Consider the following 20,000-nt stretch of genomic DNA (forward strand, 5'->3'; position numbering starts at 1 on the left):
GCCTTGTATTGCACCCGAACTGCAACCGCGGATGGGCTGGCTGCTGGGAGGATGGGGGTCGCTGGGCAATCGCCGGAGCTGACGGTCTCGGATTTAGGTGGAGGCACCGAGAGTGGCCACTGGTGAGCCTTGGACAGGTAACGATCGAGATCACAACGATCAGTGCCATGAGCGGTGGGGTGCGTCGTTGAATCGCTCCACCGCCCAGCCTGGGTATGCGGACGAGTGGTACTACGCCCAGTGCGGAGGATGCCGTTTCTGGATCGCGCTGAGCGGTCAGCTCGGCTTGGACTACGGGGCCTGCACTAACCCCGCCTCGCCGTTTGACGGGCGGGTGCGGTTCGAGCACGATGGCTGCGGGCGGTTCGTCGGCCGCGAGGACGGCTCGTTCGGGTAGCAGCCCTGGTTGTTGCGCACCGTTGGTCGTGAACGTGGAACGTGACTACCACTTAACGCGCACGCTGTTATATGCCCTGACCGAAACTCTCCGGTTACGACCATGCTGACGCCGTTTGAGAGGGGCGCGATTCGCGGCAGAAGAGGATGTTTGGGCAGGTGCGGCGCGGATCTGCAACCATGGCCGATATGCAAGAATTCATCGACGATGATCCCGGCTATCTCGCGTGGCTCGCCGTTCATCCAAATGGCTTCGTGCTCAACACCTATCGTAGGCCCACCTCGGCGTACCTGGTCCTCCATCGCACCACCTGCCGGAGCATCAGCCTTCTGCCGAGCGGCGCTTTTACTTGGACCAAGGACTATCGGAAGATCTGCGGCGAGCGGGAGGAACTCGAATCGTACGCGCGCGACGCGGTCGGTGGCGACACCCGCCTCTGCGGGCAATGCCTATGAGTAGACCAAATGCGGCAGAAGAGTGCGTGGCCGACGAGCGTGCCTTGCAGCTCGGGATCGAAAGTGGCAGCATGCGCCGATGCACCCATTGAGGCTGATCGAGTCGACCCCGGGAAAGTACGCGCTGTTGCTGGACGCGGGAACCACGCAGGTAGACAACGTGATCGAGGAACTCGGTCACGAGCCAAACGGATATTTCTGGGAAGGCGTCGCGCAAGTGCTCGTCAGCACCGAGGCCCCTCCCCTGGAAGGCCGGTTCTCGTACGATCCCGAAGGCGGCATGTTCTGCGCGTACGGAAGGGACCGAAGCGCGCTGGAGGAGCTGGGCACCCGGATGGCGGCCATCGCGACAGATGCCGACCGCATGCGGCGGCTCGTTGCAGCCGCCGAGGCGGACGGTTTCGAATTTGACGACTGACCCGCCTGCTGCTGAGCAGCGGACGCCAAGCACGCCGGCCGTCGGGGCGCGCTCGATCCGACGTACGACCTTTGCGCACGCAGTAGGCCGAACGGTCAGCGGCATGAGCGTGTGCGTCGGCAGTGCCCCAGTATGGTGAGATGGCGGCGATGGTGATCCTGGAGCGGAGCACCGCCTACCGCTTCATGGCTCTGTAGCGCTTGAGGAGGGCCGTGATTTTGTCGTAGTCATGCGCGCCGTTCAGCTCCTCGAGCAAATCGTCGGGGCATAACTCGTAGAGGTCACCCCACCAGCGGCGCGCCTTGTTGTCCCAGATTCGGTAGCCGCCGGGAACGCCTCTGGCGACGTAGCGTCTCCTGCCCATGGTTCGTCACCCTGCAATCCGCCGGTCCGAGGGTCAAGCTCGGCGATCAGCCACGTTACTCGGTGAGCCAGGGTGAGGAACAAACCCTGGCTCGGCGATCGCCCCCAAGCACATACGGCGGCCAGCCATGCCGTGGCGATCGTAAGGGCTGCATCTGTGTGGCGGCGTGGCAACCCCGGCCAGGCCGTTCGGTCGGTGCGGAGCGGTAGGCGTGCGGCACCCGGCCCGGTGTCCCGCCGCCGTCCGGGACCGGCCCCAGGCCGCACGCCCGGACAGCGGGCGGGCGGAGGGCCGGGAGTGCGGCGGCGCGCCGCGCCGCCGCCTTGATGTGATCTGTGAACGCCTGGTGGTCTCGGGGAAGATGGCTCCGCGCACGCTCACGGACTACCGCTCCAGGACGCGCCACTGGATCATCCCGCTTCTTGGCCGACACAGACTGAACCGGGTCGCTCCAGAGCACCTCGACACCGCGTACACGACGATGCTCGACAAGGGCTTGTCGACAAGCACGGTCAAGGTGCACCGGATCATCTCCCGGGCCCTCAAGGTGGCTGTCAGGCGCGACAAGGTCACACGCAACGTGACCACCCTTGTGGAAGCACCCACGGCCGCGGAAATTGAGATCGAACCGCTGATGCGAGAGGAGGCGCGTCGGATTCTCGATGTGGCTGAGACCAAGAGGAACGGCGCCCGCTGGTCAGTGGCGCTCGCACTCGGCATCCGTCAGGGAGAGTCCCTCGGGCTCCGCTGGTCGTACATCGACATGAACACCGGGGAGATCCGGGCCTGGTTCCAGGTACAGCGCCAGGAGTGGCGGCACGGGTGCGACGACCCGCACGCCTGCGGCGAGGAGTGGCATCGTCGGCCATGTCACGCGCGGTGCAAGATCCACAAGCATGGGCCGACGTGTAAGCCGGGCTGCACGAAGCCGGGTCACGTCTGCTACAAGCGGCCTTGTCTCAAGGACTGCGCCGGTCACGCGGACAAGTGTCCAAAGCGAACCGGCGGTGGCCTCGTCTTTCGGCAGCGCAAGGGCAAGAACAAGCTCACCCTCCAGTGCCCACCCGAACTCCTCGCTCAGCTCAAGGCCCACCACGAGACGCAGGGTGCCGAACGGGAGAAGGCGGGAGATCGGTGGGAAGACCACGATCTGGTCTTCGCAACCAAGCACGGCACCGCCATCGAACGTACCGAAGACTGGAAGGTCTGGAAAGTCATCCTCAAGCAGGCCGGCGTCCGGGACGTCCGGGTCCACGACGCCCGTTACACCGCCGCGACGCTCCTCATCGAGCAGGGTGTGAACATCCGCGTCGTACAGCAGGTGCTCGGCCACACCCGGGTCACCACCACCGAGCGCTACACCCACGTATCCACACCCTTGATGCGTGACGCGGGGGAACGACTCGCCTCCGCTCTCTGGGGGAATCCGTAGCCGTTGCAACTAGCCCTGCAACTATGACGCCCTCAGAGATCAAAAAGGCCCTCTACCGAAGTTCGGTAGAGGGCCTCTCACGTGCGGAGGATCGGGGATTTTAACCCCGGATGGGCGGTAAACCCAAACCGCATTAGCAGTCCCTTAAATCTGGTTATGAGGTGTTCGGTGTCGTTCGACCTCATGGCGTTTCAGGAGGTCAATGGCTACTGCTTGTGCGGTCTGATTCGGGCTCCGATGGCACGGTGCGGCGTCGTTTGTGCCATCACGGTGCCATCTGGCACAGCGACATAAGGGTGATGTTGGCGGCGCTCGGGACGCCTCGGCGGTGGGCTCATTCAGCCTCGACCACGAGCTTCTTGGGAGGGGCGGTGATGTGCACAGGCGTTCCCCAGCCCTTGTAGAGGACGTTCGTCCTCACGGTATCAGCTCTCTGATCTGGGCCGTAGGGCTCGTAGACGATCTCGGCCTGGAATTGCCTGGGGAGATTATCCGGGCCCAACCAGAGCTTCCACGTGATGCGGCCTCCTGCCCAATCCCCTGTTCGTTTGCCGTAGTAGACGCCGGCCTGGCGCGAGCCGAGGTGGCCAACCTCAACCGAGCCGTCGTATCGGGCGGTGGGGACGCCGTCGTATCGGTCCTTGGTGGGTACTTTCTCGGCGCTGCGGGAGATCAGTTGGAGGAATTTCGGATTAAGCGCATCCACCAAGTTCTGTGACCAGAGGAAGCCTTCCGCATTCCGCCTATGACTCCACTTCTTCCCCTTGGGCAGCCTGTCCCAGAAGTTTTGGGTATAGGTGTCGCGGCCAATGTTAATCATGCGGAAAGGCTCCGGGTCTCGGTCGCCCACGGTGAAAGCCTCCGTAATGTCGCTGGCGTACACGCCAGTCTTGGCGGCGAACCGGTGCTTGCCGTGGGTGACCGTCAGGCTGGCGTCCGAGTCCAAGCCGTTGCGGGTCTTCTGGGAGAAAAGCACACCGCTCTTTTCTGCGAACTCACCCTTGAGCGCGGATATCGCCTGAGCCAGTGAACCGCTGGTCTGTGCGCGTGCCGCGCCTGCCAGAGGCGACGTGAGCAGCAGGGCCAGGACGCCTAGCAGCGCGCATAAGCTTCTCATGGGATCATCTTCGGCGATCGCTGATCTCGGCCTTGTCACCGGAGGATTGCAGGCACGACACCGGGCCGGACTTTCGCGAAGTGGACGTCTCCGATGCGTCAGCCGAGGGCAACCTTTTTCGGTCAGGGGGAAGCAGGTGTCTGCTCGTCCACTACTTGGATTGCCCTCGTAATCAGGGCGCGGGCGGCTTTGCCGTACACAGCCAGTTCGGCCAGTTCCATGAAGGTACGGGAGTACATCGCGATCTCGTGTGGCCGCGTGACCGTCAGATGGCCCGACACGAGTTCAACGGTCACCTCCTCGTCGTCGAACATGAAGAACGCTTCGGTGGGCCAGATGCTGGACCTGTCTGCGCCCAACGGGATGATGCCGAGCGACACGGAGGGCAGCGTGCTGACGGTCAGCAGGTGGCCGAGCTGGCCCGTCATGACGTCGGGGCCTCCGATCGGCTGGCGAAGGACGTTCTCCTCAAGGAGGACGACGAAACGATGATCGCCCATGTGAAGGACCTGCTGTTTGTCCACCCGGACCTGAACGGCGTCCTCCACGTCGTCGGGGAGATCGCGGCGCTGTTGGAGCGCGGTCAACACGGCGGTGATGTAGGCGCGCGTCTGGAGCGGGCCGGGTATGAGGTTGGGGGCGTAGAAGCGGAACCGCCGCGTACGCTCCCAGAGCGGCAGGACCGACTCCTGAGCGTGGCGGAGTCCTGTGCGTTCCATATGCCGCCACTCGACGAACATGCCCTCAATCGCCTCCAGGGAGGCGATGAGGTCCTCGGCCTGCTCCGGAACTCCGCAGTGCTCGCACCAAGCCCGTACGTCGTGGATCGAGGGGGGTCGATGTGCATGCTCGATCCGGCTGACCTTGGATGCGTGCCAACCCGCCAGCCGCCCGAGCTCTCGGCCCGACAAGCGGGCGTCCTTACGGATCCGGCGGAGCCGGGCGGCGAGGATTTGGAGCGCCTCGTGTGCGCTGGACGATGAGGAGCGCAAGGGTCAATCGACGTGGTAGTCGTCGTGCGGGACGGCGCGATGCCAGACCGCCTCGAAGGCTTCGCTGCACAGCTTGATCACGGCAGGGTCGGTGACATGCTCGACGTCCAACCAGTCGCCGTTGCCGCTGAAATGGTTGATCAGGAGTATCTCCTGATCGAACAGCCAGAAGTCGTTCCCGGGGAGCGCCAGATCAGTGGCCTGTCGGCGGGGAAGCCAACGCACCTGCTCACCTGCGCGGACGTTGGGAAAGGTGATGTCGTACTCGTAACGGATGTAGTCGCTCACGGGTTCGGAGACGATACGGGCCCGCCTTACTTCGGCTCCCCGCGCGACGGCGTCCACGATGTTCTGGAGCCAGGGCCGCCACCAGGAGGGCCGGTCGTCGGGATCGAGTCGGTGACCGGCTTGCCAGGCGTGGAAGTCGGGGTCGTCCAGCATGTACCCGTCGCGCATCTCCAGGTGTACGGCGGATCGTTTGCAGTGGCGTAGACCGTGCTCAATTTCTGCGCCAGTGGTCACCGTTCACCTCCGGCAGGAACTGGAGCATGCGCCGAGGGATACGGACGACTGCTTCACCGTCAGGGATCTTGCCGATCTCGGCGACCAAGTCCCGGACCGCCCAGCCCTGAATCCAGAGATCGCCCGTTTCGCTGTCTTGCCAGATGGTTGGCGAGCCCCCGTTGGGACTGTCCGGATCCTTTCCCAGGAATTCCAGGCTCATCGGAGATCCTCCTCGCCGAACGGATGCGTCATGCCTGAGTTTGCGTCCTCCCTAACCGTTCATCAAGAAAGTTGCCAAAGATTGCCCACTCCGTGTGGGCCGATCCCGAGACAAGGATCTTCACGGCAACGCTCGGCAACCTCATTGAGACACCACAGCTCACGTTCTTAGCGTCACAGTCATGCCCTCCGAACACGGTCCTCATCAGGCATGCGAGCGCAACGCCATGTCGGTTCCGATGGTCGTGGAGTTCGACACTTGGCGTGTCGGCGACATGCTGTATGGCCGGCACCGGGCGTCCAGTGACCTCATCGAGGCCGACTGCCCTCGACGGCTTGCGCTGCTCGCGATGGCCAAGAGTGTGGTTCACACCTGGCGTGAGGCGGAGACTTCCCAATGACCACCCTGCAACGACCAGTGAGCAGCGCGGCCGACAGCCCCGCACCACTGCGCGTCCCGTACGTCATCGCGTGGTCCGGCGAAGCGATCGAACACCGCCTGTTGTTCGCCAAGCAGCACCCCTTCGGCGACATCCGGCTCACCTATCCCGATCCACGTCCAAGCGATTGGATCGGGGGCATCCTTCGGGGCCGTATCCGTCAGAACCGGCGCGGCCAACCGCTGTGGCGGATGCTGAACGTCAGGCGCCAATGGCTGGCCATGCTACGCGGCCTGTGCCAGGTCTGCGGGAAGACCGGCAGGGACCCCCGAACCGGGCGCATGTGGTGGGTGATCACCGAGACCGCGTTCCGCGCGATGAGCCAAGACAGCGGGCTCACCAACGCCCCGCCCACCTGCCCCGCGTGCATCCCCGAGTCGCTGGCCTACTGTCCCCAGCTCCGCAAGTCCTCAGCGGTCTACACCGCCGCCAGCGCCGAACCGGTGGGGGTCCTGGCCGACACCTTCACCCCAGGTCCGGGCGGCACCATCATCCACACTGGGCACAACATCTACGTCGGGTTCGACGAATTCGCCCGCCACGCATCCTGCCTCGCCCTGCAAATGGTCGTCCGGTTGGACGGCATGCGCCTGGAGCCGGTCCCCTGAAGCTGCTCGGCTTGTCGCTGCGTGACCAGCGGCGGATCGAGCCGGTGGCCCCGCCCATGACATACAAGGAGGGCGTGTGCGGGGCCACCTTCCACCGCTACCGCGCGGTGTGACCTCCGTGGAACTCGCCGCCCGAGCGACCACCGGTCTTCACGAGCTGGCCATTGATGATCGCCATCCCGGTGGAATTGGCCTCCACGTCGGCCAGCCGCTCGTTCCTGCGCAGTTCTCCTGCGGGGTTGTCGGTGAGCCACTGGACGTGGTTCCGCGCCTCCGACAGGGCACGCTTCACGACCTCTCGTGACTCGCCGGTCTTGATCCTCAGCCGAGCCGCCGCGCCCTGGTCACCAGACAGGGCATCGGCAAGGCCGCGCTCGATGCCGTCGAGGATCTCCGCCACGACGCGGGGGTGGACCTCTCGGTCGGTTCCGGTGCGGACGTAGACGGGCCATTCGGTGCGGAGCGCGGTCAGGGTCGCAACGTCCTTGCTCGCCACCGCGTCCTTGATCAGGGCGCGCACGTCCATACCCTTGTCGAGCAGCGCCTTCGCTCGCGACCAAGCGCTCTGGCGCTTGACCTCGTCGAGCAACTCCCGCTGCGGGTCGCCCGGCGTGGACGACTGCTTGTCGAGCCAGGTCGTGATGTCCTGCACCGCGCGGTCGGCCTCGCGCTCGATCTGGTCGAGCTGGCCCGTAGCCTCCTCGCGCAGCTTCTCGGCCAGCTTCTCCCGATGCTCAATGGAGTAGCGGGCGTCACGTGACGTCATGCCGAGGGCCGCCACGAGGCCGTTGCGGACGGCGGTGACCTTCACCGGCAGGGCGTCGAGGTCGGTCTTGCGGAACTGGATGTCCATGGGGATGGCCATGGTCTTCTCCTTCTTCGTGCGTTTCCTGATCGGCTGGCCGCGTTCCGTGCGGCTCACCATGCGGTGTTGTCGGCCTGCGACTCGGCAGGCCAGGTGTAGGAGGCGGAGTGCCAGGTCAGCGGCCAGGCGTCCACCGGAACCCGCACCCCCAGCCGCGTCACGGTGTGGTCCACGTCGGCGACCCGCCGCCGCGCCTCCACGGGCGTCGGCCTGACGCAGGAGATCGCGTGCATGAGAGCGAGCACGAGATCGTCATGTCCGGCGCGCGCCGGGACCTCGATCCGCAGCGATCCGCCAGGCATCTGCTCGAACTCCAGGCTGCGGAGCTGCTTGAGCAGTTCCGGAACGCGCGGCAGCACGAGCTGACCGCGCTGCAACATCACCTTGAGCTTGCCGAAACCGGCCTGCTTGCGGCGGTTGTCGGTCCAGACGCCCGCCACGCCGTAGACGGCTCCCACGACGGCCAGGCGGCGTCCAAGCAGCGGGTGAAGAATCGTCCACTGCTGTGGACAACCGAGCGGGTCGAGCGGTGGAAGGAGACGGGGACCGTACCCGCCAAGGTCATGGTCTGGAGTCAGCACCACTGCGGGGCCTTGCTCGACCACATCACCGAGAGCAAGGAACGCCTCTACGCCCTGTACCACCTGGCCGCGTTCTGGGGCCTGCGTCGCGGTGAGCTTGTCGGACTCGACTGGGCAGACGTCGGATTGGAGACGCGTCGGATCCACATCCGCCAGTCCCAGCCCGACGACGAACTCGACGACACCAAGTCGGAGAACTCCGACCGCAAGCTGATGATCGACGACGAGACCACCCGCGTCCTCAAGGCGTGGCGCAAGGCCCAGCTCGAAGAGCGCATGCAGTGGGGTGAGGCGTGGGTGGACTCCGGGCGGGTCTTCACGCAGGAGAACGGGGAGCCGCTCAACCCCGACTACGTCTCCCGCCACTTCATCACCCTGTACGGCCGTGCCAAGCTGCCGCCCGTCAGGTTCCACGACCTCCGCCACGGCGCGGCCACGATGCTGCACGCGGCGGGCGTCTCCATGAAGGTGATCAGCGAGATCCTGGGACACGCCCGAGAGTCCTTCACCAGCGAGGTCTACGTCAGCGTGGCCGAAGAACTCCAGGAAGAGGCCGCGCAGGCAATCGCCGCGTTCGTGCCGCGCAAGAGCCGTATCTGACCGCCTGTGCCATCTCCGTGCCATCTGGAGCCCGAAATGATCTCCGACACGAGAAAGGGAGTATGCGATCTCTCGCATACTCCCTGCTCAAAAGCGGAGGATCGGGGATTTGAACCCCGGATGGTGTTGCCACCAAACCGCATTAGCAGTGCGGCGCCATAGACCTGACTAGGCGAATCCTCCTGGAAGCCACCGCGGCTCAGCACAGCGTACCGGCCTTCTGGCGAGGCGGCAAAGCGATTGCCCCGCCAGCCTTCATCAAGAGTTATCAACAGCCTGTGGGTAACTGCCTGTGGATGAAGCCCGCCCAGAGTTGGGGCGGGCTTCAGGGTTGTGGATAACCCGGGCGTGAAGCGGTGGACGACGGGTCAGGCGGCCGGGTTGGCCTCGCCCTCGATCTCGATCTTGACCTTCTTGCCCACGAGCACGCCGCCGGCCTCCAGCGCCTGGTTCCAGGTCAGGCCGAACTCCTCGCGGTCGAACTCCGTGCTGATCGAGAAGCCCCAGACGGCCTGGCCCCAGGGGTTCGTGCCGGCGCCGCCGTACTCGACCGTGAGCTCGACCTGCTTGGTGACGTCGCGGATGGTCAGGTCGCCCACGACGGTGAACTCGTCGCCGGAGTGGCCCACCACGCGGGTGCTCTTGAAGGTGATCTGCGGGAACTTCTCCGTCGACAGGAAGTCGTCGCTGCGCAGGTGGCCGTCGCGGTCCGGCATGCCGGTGCTGATGCTGTCGGTCTGGATGGCGAGCTCAGCGGTCGACTCGAGCGGGTTCTCCGCGATCGTGACGGAGCCGTTGAAGCTGTCGAAGTGGCCGCGGACCTTGCTGACCATCATGTGCTTGACGACGAAGCCGATGCGGGTGTGCGCTACGTCCAGGTTGTACGTGCCGGCGGCCGGGATGGTCAGGGACTCCCAGGTACGGGTGCTCATCGGGGTTCTCCTCAGAAAGCTTGCGGTGCGGATGTCTGCGGCAACAAATTTCTACACGAGGAATATTCCGCACGTCAACTATCGTCCGCTAGGGTATGAGCGTGATGAACTTTGACGACTCCCGCCTGACGGCCGTCGGGCTGCTGAGCGAGGTGCACGCCGGGTTGATGGGCCGGTTCGCGCCGGTGCTGACGGCGGCGGGGTTGTCCGAGATCGACTTCGAGACCGTCATCCGATTGGCACGTTCCCCCGGGCAGCGCTTGCGCATGAGCGACCTGGCCGCGCAGACCGGGCTGTCCACAAGCGGGATGACCAGGGTCGTCGATCGGCTCGAACGCGAGGGGCTGGTGAAGCGGGAGGCGTGTGCGAGCGACCGGCGGGCGTCGTACGCGGCACTCACCGACCCCGGGCGCGAGCGGCTGGAGTCCGTGCTGCCGCAGCACCTGCGGGACATCGACGAGTGCCTCACCGGCCTGCTGGAGGCGGCCGAGCTGGAGGCGTTCCTGAAGACCCTGCGCAAGATCAGAGACGTCGTACGCCCCTGCGCCACGGCCGGGGCCACCGAAGCCGGCGCGGTCAGCGAGTCGTCGGAAGTCCCAGTGCGGTCCTGAGCTTGGCCATCCCGCGCGAAACCGTGCTCTTGACCGTCCCCACGCTGATCCCCAGCGTCTTGGCGATCTCCGGCTCGGTCATGTCCTCGTAATAGCGCAGGACGATCGCGGCCCGCATGCGTTCGGGCAGTTCCCGCAGGGCCTGTTCGAGCGCCTCGTGAACCTCCGAGACCGCCACCGCTTCGTGGGCGACCGGCTCCGGCAACTCGTCCGACGGGTACTCCTCCAGCTTGCGCCGCCGCCACTGCGAGATGTTGATGTTGACCATGGCCCGGCGGACGTACCCGTCCAGCGCGCCCCGGTCCTCGATCCGGTCCCAGGCCAGGTACGTCTTGGTCAGCGCGTTCTGCAGCAGGTCCTCCGCGTCCAGCGGATGCCCGGTGAGCTGGTGGGCCGCGCGCAGCAGGGCGGGGCCGCGCGCCATGACGTACTCGCGGAACTCGTCTTCCCAACTGGTGGTCTGCATCGTGGCCAGAATCGCAGCCTGATGCCCGTTTAGGCCGGAACCACAATTCAGGTTTCGGCCCGCCGTGGATAAAGGTCCGTCAAGGTCGGTGGCGGTTTGTACGCCGCCGGAGATGAACTCCCTCCCCGGGGATGCGTATTTTGCTCCCATCTGGGCCACTACGGTGTGAGCCGCCCCCAAGTCGTGTGAATCTAGTACCCGATGAGGGCGAGGGAGGGTGGATGGGGTATCCGAGCGTTGAGCGCCGGCGGGTGCTCGCCGCGGCCGCGCTCGGCCGCGAGGGCGGCGTTCCCGGCCCCGACCCCGCCAACGGCGACCCCTTACGCGCGGTCGTCGGCGAGGTCTTGGACGTCAGCCCGCACCTGATCATCATCGAGACCCCCGACGGCGCCGAGGAGCGCCTCGTGATCGCGCCCTGGGCCACCGCCTGGCACGGCGCCGAGGCCGCCCCCGCCGACCTGCCCGTGGGCTCCATGGTGCTGATGCGCGCCCTGCGCGAGGGCCGCGTGGTCGAACGGATCTGGGCCGACACCACCCGCATCACTGGGACGATCCTCTCCATAGCGGGCCGCAAGGACCTGACGGTCGAGCTCGACTGCGGTCCCCACCGCGGCCACCGTACGGTCGTCATCCCCTACCGGGCGTCGGGACGGCTCCAGGTACGCCATCCCCGGTTCGAACCCGGCTACCTCTTCGACGCCATCGGCCTCAGGCGGGACGGCGCGAGCCTGGCCCTGCTGCCCGCCACCTCCCAGCCCCCTTACCCGGCGCGCTCCGTGCCGCCACCGCCCCCGGTGTACGCGGGCATGCAGTCGCGCATCTCGGGGACGGCTACCTGGTCGGACATGTTCGACGAGGAAGAGCGGGGCGCGGCCTACCCCATGCTGGAACGTTCTGACACCGGCTGCCCCCAGACGGGCGTGTCGTGCGCGGGCCTGCCGTACCTCGCGGTCGGGTCGTTGCTCCAGGTCAGGAACGTGTGCACGAACCGCTCCGCCAACGTCCCGGTGGTGGCGTGCGGCTGCATGGCCGGGCGCTTCTGCGACCGCTGCGTCGAGTGCGACACCTCGCCGCGCGGGCGGATCGCGGAGCTGTCGCCGCCCTCGTACGTCGAGCTCGGCGGTGACCTCGTCAAAGGCTGCTTCAACGCGCAGATCGGATTGGGGTAGGCCCGTGCTGGAATCGCAGCTCCCGCTCCTGGTCATGATGCTCCTCCTCGGCACGGCGGCGAAGGTGCTCGCCGTCGGCTCGGGGCGCGAGCCGGGGTCGCTGTCCAGGCTGGGGCCCGCGGTGCTGGTGCCCGGGCGCATGCAGGTCCCCGCGCTGCTGGTCTGCGCGGCCGGCGAGCTGGTGCTGGCCTCGGGGCTGCTGCTCACGACGCATCCGCTCTTCCGGTGGGGCACGGTCGCGTTCTTCGCGCTGTCCACGTACGTGCTGCTGGAGCTGCGCAGGCGGCGGCCCGACGCGGGGTGCGGCTGCTTCGGCGAGGTGAGCTCGGCGCCGGTCGGGCTGCGCTCGATCGGCCGGACGGTGGCGCTGACCGGGATGGCCGGGATGGCGCTGTGGACGCCGGTGACGGGCTGGGCGGCCGCGACCCGGCCGTCGTGGTTCACGGCCGCCGGGGTGGTCGTGCTCGCGATGTTGTCGCCGGAGATCGAGGAGCTGATCGACCGCGTACGCTATCGCGCCCCCTGCGAGCAGCGCCGCGGCCCCGCCGAGTCCGTGACCCTCGCCCGGCTCAGGTCGAGCGGCACCTGGCGGGCGCACCGGGGCGAGCTCGTCTCGGCCGAGCCGTACGACACCTGGCGCGAGCTGTGCTGGCGTTTCTTCGCCTTTCGCAACCACGACGATGACGACGTGGTCTTCGCCGTCTATCTGAGCGGCCGGCGCCCGGCGGTGCGGGTGGCCGTGGTCAGCGCGGCGGACAGCGGCTCTCTGCCGGAATATACGTCAGTATCGGCCTGACGCTAGAGAGCCCTAGATTTCCCTCGACAGGCATGACGATATAGCTCTATTGGGCTGTCTAGCTTCCCCACTAGACAGCCCAATAGAGGTCTAGGGGCGCCGCTCAGATCGGTTGAGCGCGCAGGAACTTCCCGAAGTGCGGCACCGTGAACGCGATCAGACCGCGCTCGGCGCTGTAGATGAGCCCTTTCTTGATGAGGCTGTCGCGGGCGGGCGAGAGGCTGGACGGCTTTCGCCCGAGGGCGTCGGCCACCTCGGCGGTCGCGACCGGCTCGTCGCCGATCTGCGCCATGGCGTGCATGTAGTCGCGCTCGGCCGGGGTGGCCCGCTCGTAGCGGCTGCCGAAGAACCCGACCGCGAGCTCCTCCTCGGCCTCCGGGGCGGAGACCTTGACGTCTTCGATGGTGATCGGGCTGCGCGGGGCCAGGTCCCAGGCGACCTTGCCGTACGCCTGCACGAAGTAGGGGTAGCCGTCGGCCGCCTCGTAGAGGGCGTCGAGCGCCTCCTGGGTGAACTCCACCTCTTCCTCGCGCGCCGGCAGGATCAGCGCCAGGTCGGCCGCCTCCCGGTCGAGCTTGTCGATGCGCGCGTAGCGGAAGAGCCGCTCGGAATAGCTCTTGCTGGCCGACAGCACGCTCGGCAGGTGCGGCAGCCCGGCCCCGACCACGATCAGCGGCCCGCCCGACTGCGACAGCTCGTGGCAGGCGGCGCAGAGCGCGGAGACGTCGGCGGCCTGCACGTCCTGCATCTCGTCGATGAACAGGGCGATGCCCACCGCCAGGTCGGTGGCCACGCTCGCCGCGTCGACGAACAGCTCGGTGAGGTCGATCTCGAGGTCGCCCGAGTCGGCGCGCCCGCGGCTGGCCGGCACCTCGATCCCGGGCGACCAGTGCGAGGTGCCCTTGGCCGCGGCCGGATCGCGCATCGCGAACGCCTTGAGCACCCCGAGGAACTCCTCGATGCGCTCTGGCGCGCGGTGCCGCGGGGCCAGCTCGCGGATCGCCATGTGCAGGGCCGCCGCCACGGGCCGCCTGATCGACTGGTCGGGCCGGGCCTCGATCTTGCCCGTGCCCCACAGCCGCTGCATGGCCATGGACTTGAACGTGTTGAGCAGAACGGTCTTGCCGACGCCCCGCAGGCCGGTCACGACCATGCTGCGCTCGGGACGGCCGCGGGCGACCCGCTCCAGCACGACCTCGAACTGCTGCAGCTCGCGATCACGCCCGGCGAGCTCCGGCGGGCGCTGTCCGGCGCCGGGAGCGTAGGGGTTTCGCACAGGGTCCACGCTCTCGGACTTTATTGCCGGATATAGCGGCCGTCTTAGATTTGGGAAGAAAGTGCTACGGCGTGTCCGAGCAGGGGCGGGCGCGAGCACCGTCATCGGACACACCCCCTCTCACCAGGCCGAACCTCTGTTCGATTGCGGTACCTAGAACTGTAGCGCGGACTCGAACACCTATGCGATGGTTTCGAGTAAAGATCTTCGCAACAGAAGACGCGGGCCCGGTGGCACCCTGCGGGGCACCCCGAACTTGGCAGCCGTCCGGGCCGGGCAATAGCGTTCGCCCATGCGGACGTTCGAGAATGTTCAGGAGCTCAAGGCGGCCGTCGGCGAGAAGTTCGGGCCGACCGAGTGGCGCACGGTCACTCAGGACCAGGTCAACCTCTTCGCTGACGCCACCGATGACCATCAGTGGATCCACGTGGACGTGGAGCGGGCCAAGGACGGGCCGTTCGGCGGCACGATCGCCCACGGATACCTGACCCTGTCGTTGCTGCCGGCGTTCATGTTCTCCCTGGTCAAGGTGGAGAACATCGCGATGGGCGTCAACTACGGGCTCAACAAGGTCCGCTTCCCCAGGCCGGTCCCCGTCGGCGCGCGGATCAGGGCCCTGGGCGAGCTCACAGACGTCAAGGGCACCCCCGCCGGCTACCTGTCCAGCCTGAAGATGACGATCGAGATCGAGGGCGAGAAGCGGCCGGCCTGCATCGCCGAGACGCTCAGCCTGTACGTCCCCGCCGAATAGGCGTGCAACAGACACCCCCGTTACGCGATCCCTGGGTTCGTGGAGGATTTCGACGAGCTCGTCCGGACCCGGGGCGACGCGCTTCTCCGGTACGGCTACGTGCTGTCCGGTAATTCCGAGGACGCGGCCGACCTCGGAATGGCGCCGACCCGGCCGGGCTGGCGGACTTCTGGATCATGCCCAGGGCGGGCGGCGAGGCCGAGCGCGTGGCCGAGGTCAACGGGGACGTCGACGCGATCGGGCTCACGGGCGACTCCCTGGTGTGGTCGCTGCGCAAGGGCGGCGTCCACCGCGTACCGCTGAGCGGCGGCACCCCCGAGCGGGGCTGGCCGGCACGGACGGGCTCCACCTCACGTCCTGGCCCTGAGCGGCAAGGAGTACACCGTCCTGGACCTGGCGGTCGTCACAGAATGATCGCCGCGAGCGCCGCCAGGCCGATGAGTCCGAGGTAGGCCAGCACGAGCCGGGTGTCCCTGAGCAGGCACTTGCTCCGGGTCAGCCCGGCTCGCCGCGCCTTCCAGTAACCCGCGAACCCGAGCGCCGCGAACCCCAGCACCGCCCACGGGCCGAGCAGCCAGGCCAGCAGCGCGACGGTCGCGTACACGCACAACCGGAGCGGATCGTACGGCTCGCCCCTCCCCGCGCCGCTGCTCGTCGATTCACCGCTCACGTGGTCACCGCTCACGTGGTCACCGCTCACGTGGTCACCACCCACCGATCCACCGCTCACCGGTTCACCGCCGCCACCGCCGAGAGTCGCTGGCGGGAGAGCTGCGGCCACGCCTGCACCGCGCAGAACGGCGCGCACTGGTCCTGCTCCGCCCGCGTGCCCACGTGCACGCAGCACTGCGTGAGCCGCTCCTCGATCATGGTCGAGATGTCCATGAACGGTTTGACCGTGATGCGCACCACCCGCTCCCCCAGCATCCTGCGCAGCTTCTTCCGCCGGCCGGGCAGGGCCGACGAGGCGAGGGTGAGGAGGGTGGAGACGCCGAGGTCGCAGTTCTCGCAGATGGTCCGCCACACGTCGCCGATCTGCGGATGCGACAGCGACGACTGCTCGGAGAGCAGGCCGAGCAGGGACTCCTGTACGGCCAGGCGCAGCTCGCGCGGGATCTCCGAGTCGGCGATGCGGTTGGAGACCAGGCCCAGGTTCTGCTTGAGGCGGTCGTGGCCGATCAGCTCGGTGAGGGAGCGCCACTGGCGGGCGTCGTCGCGGATGAGGTAGCCGACCGAGCAGCAGTGGGGGTGGGAGCAGGGCAGGGCGGTCAGGTCGCGCCAGGTCACCAGGCCGTCCGTCTGTGGGCCCAGGCGCTTGAGCACGCCGGTGTGGGTGAGGCGGTCCATCGGGTCGATGGTGCCCGACCTGCCCGAGCCGAACTGGGGTTGCAGGGACACGCCTCCGACGTACGGGGTGTCGAGGGCGAGGCGTACGACGTCGCCGATCTCGCCGTCGTTCACGCCCAGGGCGGCGGTCATGACGAGGGTGGTGAAGATCTCGCGCTCGGACAGGCGTCGCACCGCCTGCGCCTTGATCCGGGTCAGGTCGCCGCCCCGGTGGTGCCTGGACGCCTCGGCCGACGAGCCGTCGTACTGGAGGTAGACCTCCACCCGCTCCCGGTGCTCGGTGAGGAGGTCGAGCAGGGAGTCGTCCTTGGCGATCAGGACGCCGTTGGTGTTGAGCAGGATGCGGGTGACCGGGCGCGCGCTCAGCTCGGCGAGGAGGGTCTTGAGCTCGGGGTGGAGGGTGGGCTCGCCGCCGCTCAGCATGAGGACGTCGAGCTTGCCGTTCTCCCTCTGGAGGCGCTGGTCGACGTTCGCCAGGATGTCGGGGAGGGGGACGACGCCGGTCAGGTCGGGTGAGCTGTCGGCGAAGCAGGTGGGGCAGCGGAGGTTGCAGGCCTCGGCGATGTCCTCGAGGAGGATGCAGGTGTGCTGGGTCTGGAGTTCGGGGAGACCGCGGAGGTAGGCGGAGGGGATCGGGGCGAAGTTCCCTGAGATATCGGGTACGTGCTGCTTCGTGGGAGCGGTCCACTCCTCCAGGTACTTCAGGATTTCTGGGTCTTCGTCATACAACGTGCGGATAAGTCCGTGTTCGCGGCATCCGCGTTCCAGCCACACCCGTCCGTCGCGCTCGGCCAGATAGCCGCTCAGCCGCTCGACCTTGTCGAGGTCGCGGCCGTGGCAGCTCGGGCAGAACGCGTTGACGTACCTGAGGATGCGGTCACCCCGCAGACCCATCCCTGCACTCATGTCATGACCTTCCGCTCGAAAAGGGCATCGTAGTAGCCGCGCCGCCAGCCGTACCCGAGCCTGACGGCCAGCAGCAGCAACCCCGGGATCAGGAACCACTGGGGCCTGGTCAGGTCGAGCCAGACCGTCTCGTTGGCCCTGGTGAACTCGACGAGGAAGCGGAAGGCGGCGTACGCGGCGAGGTAGAGCGTGAACAGCTCGCCAGGCTGGGTGAGCCGCTTGCGGGCCCACAGGAGCGCGGCGAACGCGGCGAGCTGGAAGATGATCTCGTAGACGAACGACGGATGCATCGCCTGCCCGGTGAGGCAGCCTGGGCATTCGGGGACCGTCGCCGGGGCGTGCACCCCCCACGGCAGGTCGGTGGGCCGGCCCGGCGCCTCCGTCAGATGGCACCCGATCCGGCCCACGGCCATGCCCAGCGCCACCGCGGGGGCGAACAGGTCACCGGTGCGCTCCTTGTAGCCGATGATCCTCTTCGCCACCAGGACTCCGACGTACGCGCCGGTCAGGCCGCCGAGGATGCTGCGGGAGCCGTACAGCCAGAGGTTCTCGATCTCCAGCGTCTCCAGCCAGCCCGCCAGCCGCATCCCGATCGCGCCGCCGACCAGGGCTCCGGCCACCGCGATCAGCGATTGCTCGTTGAGCGCCCCGCGGCTTCTGGCCTCGCGTACGAAGACGATGGAGGCCACGAATACGCCGAGGCCGACGAATATCTCGTGGTAGGGCATGTCAGGCGTACAGGCCCGGGTTGATGCCGGTGCAGAACCCGGCGGACAGGATCGACCAGAGCGCCCATCCGATCATGAGACCCAGCCCGAGACCTCTGGCCCACGGCTTGCGGACGAAGCACAGGCCGATCCCCGCGCCGAGCCCGGACAGGGCCAGCAGCACCGTGCCGACGATCATGAAGGCGGTGCCGTCCTCGCCCATGGCGGCGAAGAAGATGAAGAAGCCGACCACGACGTTGAGGGCGCTGTAGATGGCCAGCCCGGCGAACAGCATCCCGATCAGCAGGCCCGTGGAGTTGGAGGCGGTGGTGGGCGGGAGCGGCGGCGGTGCGTACCCTGCCTGTCCGTACGGCCTGAAGGGCGGCTGTCCTGGGGGCGCCTGCCCAGGCGGGACCTGCCCTGACGAGAACTGTTCTGACGAGACCTGTCCCTGAGGCGCGCGCCCGGGATCCGGCGGCGCGAAGGACGGACGTCCAGGGCCGGGCGGCGAAACGTGCGCCGGCCGCCCAGGACGGTCAGCCTGCTCCCCTGACCCGCTCCCTCCCCTCGGGGACGGCGACGACAAAGGCCCCGGCACCCCGGATGGCGGCGGCATGAGCACCGGCTCCCCCGTGGGAGGCGGCGCCATGGGACCCGGCCCACCAGCGGAAGGCGGCATGGCCACGGAGCCCCCGGTCGAAGGCGGCGGCTTGGGCACCGACTCCCCACCCGGAGGCGGCAGGAACTCCGGCTCCCCGGCCGGCACCGCCCCTTGCCCCGATTCGTCAGGCTCTTCGGACGGCGACGACGACGAGGGCGGCGTCGGTGGTGGTGTGGTCATTGGCTTGGTCTACCCCCTGGTCATGATCAGACTAGGCGCCGCAATTGCCATCCGATCAACGCCTTCATCACAAAGTCGCACGAGTAGACCTACGTATACATCCCGGGATTGAGCCCGGTGCAATAGCCCGCCGACACGATCGACGCGAGCCCCCACCCGATCATCGTCCCCAGCCCCAGCCCCACCGACCACGACTTCCGCAGTCGAACGAGCAGCAGCCCGCCCCCGACACCCAACAGCGCCAGAACCCCGGCCCCCACCCCGATCGCCACGCTGGACTCCAAGCTCAGAACGACAAGCCCGACAGCCACGTTCACGACCAGATATGCGAAGACCCCCGCGACCGCCAACGCGACGACCACTCCTGGCCGCCGAGGCGGCTCAGAAGACCCCGACGAGGGCGGCAACGGCGGCGAAGGCGGCGAACTGCTCACGCCACGAACCTTACGCCCCAAGCCCCTCCATCCCCAGTACCCCTGCACCCCCAAGAGCCCTCGAAGGCCCAGCCCCCATCCCTAATCCGAGTAGTAATCCGAATAGTAGATCGCCGCCTGCACCCGGCTCCGCAACCCCAGTTTGTTCAGCACCCGACTGACATGCGTCTTGGTCGTCGCCTCGGCCATATCCAGCTCCCTGGCAATTTCAGCATTGGACAACCCACGCCCGATACACGCCAGGACCTCCCTCTCCCGAGGCGTCAACCCCGCCGATCCCCCCGCCGATCCCCCCGCCGGATCTCCCACCGCGTCCCGACGCACCGGCGACGCCTGCTCCGCGAATGCCGAGATCAACCTCCGCGTGACCCCTGGCGAAATGAGCCCGTCCCCCCGAGCCACCACCCGAACCGCCTCGACCAATGACTCGGCGTCGGTGTTCTTCAACAAAAAGCCCGCAGCCCCCGCCCGCAACGCCCCGAACACATATTCATCGACGTCGAACGTGGTGAGTATCAGCACGTCACAAACTCCGGCCAATTCCCGAGTGGCGGAAATCCCGTCGAGCCGAGGCATTCGTACATCCATCAACACCACGTCAGGCCGCAGCTCCCGAGCCATCGCCACGGCCTCCTCCCCATCGCCGGCCTCGCCCACGACCTCGATGTCGTCCGCCCCGTCCAGAATCAGCACGATCCCGACCCTGACCGCCGCATGATCGTCAGCTACCAGCACCCTGATGGCCACCAGTCTTCACCTCCAGCACAGCCCA

General features: G+C 67.3%; 27 protein-coding genes and 1 tRNA gene. 11 read left to right on the top strand and 17 right to left on the bottom strand.

Going from position 1 to position 20,000, the window contains the following annotated elements:
- Window positions 1-112: 112 nt before the first annotated feature.
- The 3 genes from AB0J69_RS00290 to AB0J69_RS00300 all read left to right on the top strand — a co-directional run bounded on the left by AB0J69_RS00290 (window position 113) and on the right by AB0J69_RS00300 (window position 1,270).
- Window positions 113-397 carry a DUF3027 domain-containing protein gene (locus tag AB0J69_RS00290; protein WP_364111198.1) on the top strand — a complete coding sequence of 95 codons (285 nt, stop codon included), beginning with the start codon at window positions 113-115 and terminating at the stop codon, window positions 395-397.
- Between the two features lie 188 nt (window positions 398-585).
- A complete protein-coding gene (locus AB0J69_RS00295; RefSeq protein WP_364111200.1) occupies window positions 586-852 on the top strand; it encodes a hypothetical protein in 267 nt (88 codons plus the stop codon).
- 79 nt (window positions 853-931) lie between these two features.
- Window positions 932-1,270 (top strand): Imm51 family immunity protein, encoded by a 339-nt coding sequence (locus AB0J69_RS00300; RefSeq protein ID WP_364111202.1) that lies wholly within the window; start codon window positions 932-934, stop codon window positions 1,268-1,270.
- Window positions 1,271-1,445: 175 nt separating this feature from the next.
- On the opposite strand, the gene AB0J69_RS00305 is transcribed toward AB0J69_RS00300, so the two are convergent.
- Complete coding sequence (locus AB0J69_RS00305) at window positions 1,446-1,634, bottom strand: hypothetical protein (RefSeq protein WP_364111204.1); 189 nt, start codon at window positions 1,632-1,634, stop codon at window positions 1,446-1,448.
- A 211-nt stretch (window positions 1,635-1,845) separates the two neighbouring features.
- Between AB0J69_RS00305 and AB0J69_RS00310 the strand changes: the two genes are divergently transcribed.
- Window positions 1,846-3,066 carry a tyrosine-type recombinase/integrase gene (locus AB0J69_RS00310; protein WP_364111206.1) on the top strand — a complete coding sequence of 407 codons (1,221 nt, stop codon included), beginning with the start codon at window positions 1,846-1,848 and terminating at the stop codon, window positions 3,064-3,066.
- 334 nt (window positions 3,067-3,400) lie between these two features.
- Here the strand turns inward: AB0J69_RS00310 and AB0J69_RS00315 are convergent, their stop codons facing one another.
- The 4 genes from AB0J69_RS00315 to AB0J69_RS00330 all read right to left on the bottom strand — a co-directional run bounded on the left by AB0J69_RS00315 (window position 3,401) and on the right by AB0J69_RS00330 (window position 5,899).
- Window positions 3,401-4,222 carry a hypothetical protein gene (locus AB0J69_RS00315; protein ID WP_364111208.1) on the bottom strand — a complete coding sequence of 274 codons (822 nt, stop codon included), beginning with the start codon at window positions 4,220-4,222 and terminating at the stop codon, window positions 3,401-3,403.
- Window positions 4,223-4,305: 83 nt separating this feature from the next.
- Window positions 4,306-5,175, bottom strand: a complete 870-nt coding sequence (locus AB0J69_RS00320) for a helix-turn-helix transcriptional regulator (protein ID WP_364111210.1) — start codon at window positions 5,173-5,175, stop codon at window positions 4,306-4,308.
- A 3-nt stretch (window positions 5,176-5,178) separates the two neighbouring features.
- Complete coding sequence (locus AB0J69_RS00325; RefSeq protein ID WP_364111212.1) at window positions 5,179-5,697, bottom strand: DUF6879 family protein; 519 nt, start codon at window positions 5,695-5,697, stop codon at window positions 5,179-5,181.
- Window positions 5,675-5,899: a hypothetical protein gene (locus AB0J69_RS00330; RefSeq protein WP_364111214.1), complete on the bottom strand. Its 225-nt coding sequence runs from the start codon at window positions 5,897-5,899 to the stop codon at window positions 5,675-5,677. The genes AB0J69_RS00325 and AB0J69_RS00330 overlap by 23 nt, the downstream gene beginning before the upstream one ends.
- Before the next feature lie 181 nt (window positions 5,900-6,080).
- Between AB0J69_RS00330 and AB0J69_RS00335 the strand changes: the two genes are divergently transcribed.
- Both AB0J69_RS00335 and AB0J69_RS00340 read left to right on the top strand, forming a co-directional pair.
- Window positions 6,081-6,299 carry a hypothetical protein gene (locus AB0J69_RS00335; RefSeq protein WP_364111216.1) on the top strand — a complete coding sequence of 73 codons (219 nt, stop codon included), beginning with the start codon at window positions 6,081-6,083 and terminating at the stop codon, window positions 6,297-6,299.
- Window positions 6,296-6,946: a hypothetical protein gene (locus tag AB0J69_RS00340; RefSeq protein ID WP_364111218.1), complete on the top strand. Its 651-nt coding sequence runs from the start codon at window positions 6,296-6,298 to the stop codon at window positions 6,944-6,946. The genes AB0J69_RS00335 and AB0J69_RS00340 overlap by 4 nt, the downstream gene beginning before the upstream one ends.
- Before the next feature lie 97 nt (window positions 6,947-7,043).
- Here the strand turns inward: AB0J69_RS00340 and AB0J69_RS00345 are convergent, their stop codons facing one another.
- Window positions 7,044-7,811 (bottom strand): hypothetical protein, encoded by a 768-nt coding sequence (locus tag AB0J69_RS00345; RefSeq protein WP_364111220.1) that lies wholly within the window; start codon window positions 7,809-7,811, stop codon window positions 7,044-7,046.
- A gap of 53 nt (window positions 7,812-7,864) precedes the next feature.
- Window positions 7,865-8,269, bottom strand: coding sequence for a hypothetical protein (locus tag AB0J69_RS00350; protein WP_364111222.1), 405 nt, complete (start codon window positions 8,267-8,269; stop codon window positions 7,865-7,867).
- 27 nt (window positions 8,270-8,296) lie between these two features.
- Between AB0J69_RS00350 and AB0J69_RS00355 the strand changes: the two genes are divergently transcribed.
- Window positions 8,297-8,992 carry a site-specific integrase gene (locus AB0J69_RS00355; protein ID WP_364111224.1) on the top strand — a complete coding sequence of 232 codons (696 nt, stop codon included), beginning with the start codon at window positions 8,297-8,299 and terminating at the stop codon, window positions 8,990-8,992.
- 94 nt (window positions 8,993-9,086) lie between these two features.
- Here the strand turns inward: AB0J69_RS00355 and AB0J69_RS00360 are convergent.
- Window positions 9,087-9,175, bottom strand: a tRNA-Ser gene (locus AB0J69_RS00360).
- Between the two features lie 185 nt (window positions 9,176-9,360).
- On the bottom strand, window positions 9,361-9,924 hold the full coding sequence (locus AB0J69_RS00365) for a YceI family protein (protein ID WP_364111226.1): 564 nt from the start codon (window positions 9,922-9,924) through the stop codon (window positions 9,361-9,363).
- Window positions 9,925-10,028: 104 nt separating this feature from the next.
- Between AB0J69_RS00365 and AB0J69_RS00370 the strand changes: the two genes are divergently transcribed.
- On the top strand, window positions 10,029-10,535 hold the full coding sequence (locus AB0J69_RS00370; RefSeq protein ID WP_364111862.1) for a MarR family transcriptional regulator: 507 nt from the start codon (window positions 10,029-10,031) through the stop codon (window positions 10,533-10,535).
- Here AB0J69_RS00370 and AB0J69_RS00375 read toward each other — a convergent pair.
- Entirely contained in the window at window positions 10,501-11,001 is a 501-nt protein-coding gene (locus AB0J69_RS00375; protein ID WP_364111228.1) for a SigE family RNA polymerase sigma factor, read from the bottom strand. The genes AB0J69_RS00370 and AB0J69_RS00375 overlap by 35 nt on opposite strands.
- 221 nt (window positions 11,002-11,222) lie before the next feature.
- On the opposite strand from AB0J69_RS00375, the gene AB0J69_RS00380 reads away from it, so the two are divergent.
- Window positions 11,223-12,170 (top strand): hypothetical protein, encoded by a 948-nt coding sequence (locus tag AB0J69_RS00380; protein WP_364111230.1) that lies wholly within the window; start codon window positions 11,223-11,225, stop codon window positions 12,168-12,170.
- A gap of 4 nt (window positions 12,171-12,174) precedes the next feature.
- Window positions 12,175-12,966 (top strand): MauE/DoxX family redox-associated membrane protein, encoded by a 792-nt coding sequence (locus AB0J69_RS00385; protein ID WP_364111232.1) that lies wholly within the window; start codon window positions 12,175-12,177, stop codon window positions 12,964-12,966.
- A 103-nt stretch (window positions 12,967-13,069) separates the two neighbouring features.
- Here AB0J69_RS00385 and AB0J69_RS00390 read toward each other — a convergent pair whose 3' ends face one another.
- Complete coding sequence (locus tag AB0J69_RS00390) at window positions 13,070-14,251, bottom strand: ATP-binding protein (RefSeq protein WP_364111234.1); 1,182 nt, start codon at window positions 14,249-14,251, stop codon at window positions 13,070-13,072.
- Window positions 14,252-14,534: 283 nt separating this feature from the next.
- Here AB0J69_RS00390 and AB0J69_RS00395 point away from each other — a divergent pair, with 283 nt between their 5' ends.
- Entirely contained in the window at window positions 14,535-14,993 is a 459-nt protein-coding gene (locus tag AB0J69_RS00395) for a MaoC family dehydratase (protein ID WP_364111236.1), read from the top strand.
- 403 nt (window positions 14,994-15,396) lie between these two features.
- Here the strand turns inward: AB0J69_RS00395 and AB0J69_RS00400 are convergent, their stop codons facing one another.
- From AB0J69_RS00400 to AB0J69_RS00425, 6 genes are all read right to left on the bottom strand, one after another.
- Window positions 15,397-15,693, bottom strand: coding sequence for a hypothetical protein (locus AB0J69_RS00400; RefSeq protein ID WP_364111238.1), 297 nt, complete (start codon window positions 15,691-15,693; stop codon window positions 15,397-15,399).
- Between the two features lie 26 nt (window positions 15,694-15,719).
- Window positions 15,720-17,246, bottom strand: a complete 1,527-nt coding sequence (locus AB0J69_RS00405) for a radical SAM protein (RefSeq protein ID WP_364111240.1) — start codon at window positions 17,244-17,246, stop codon at window positions 15,720-15,722.
- Window positions 17,243-17,974 (bottom strand): prolipoprotein diacylglyceryl transferase family protein, encoded by a 732-nt coding sequence (locus AB0J69_RS00410; protein WP_364111242.1) that lies wholly within the window; start codon window positions 17,972-17,974, stop codon window positions 17,243-17,245. The genes AB0J69_RS00405 and AB0J69_RS00410 overlap by 4 nt, the downstream gene beginning before the upstream one ends.
- A gap of 1 nt (window position 17,975) precedes the next feature.
- Window positions 17,976-18,248, bottom strand: coding sequence for a hypothetical protein (locus AB0J69_RS00415; protein WP_364111244.1), 273 nt, complete (start codon window positions 18,246-18,248; stop codon window positions 17,976-17,978).
- Window positions 18,249-18,883: 635 nt separating this feature from the next.
- Window positions 18,884-19,066 (bottom strand): hypothetical protein, encoded by a 183-nt coding sequence (locus tag AB0J69_RS00420; protein ID WP_364111246.1) that lies wholly within the window; start codon window positions 19,064-19,066, stop codon window positions 18,884-18,886.
- A 243-nt stretch (window positions 19,067-19,309) separates the two neighbouring features.
- Window positions 19,310-19,975, bottom strand: coding sequence for a response regulator transcription factor (locus AB0J69_RS00425; RefSeq protein WP_364111248.1), 666 nt, complete (start codon window positions 19,973-19,975; stop codon window positions 19,310-19,312).
- Window positions 19,976-20,000 lie beyond the last annotated feature (25 nt).

Origin of the sequence: Nonomuraea sp. NPDC049709 (assembly GCF_040674815.1) — a bacterium.
Classification (GTDB): domain Bacteria; phylum Actinomycetota; class Actinomycetes; order Streptosporangiales; family Streptosporangiaceae; genus Nonomuraea.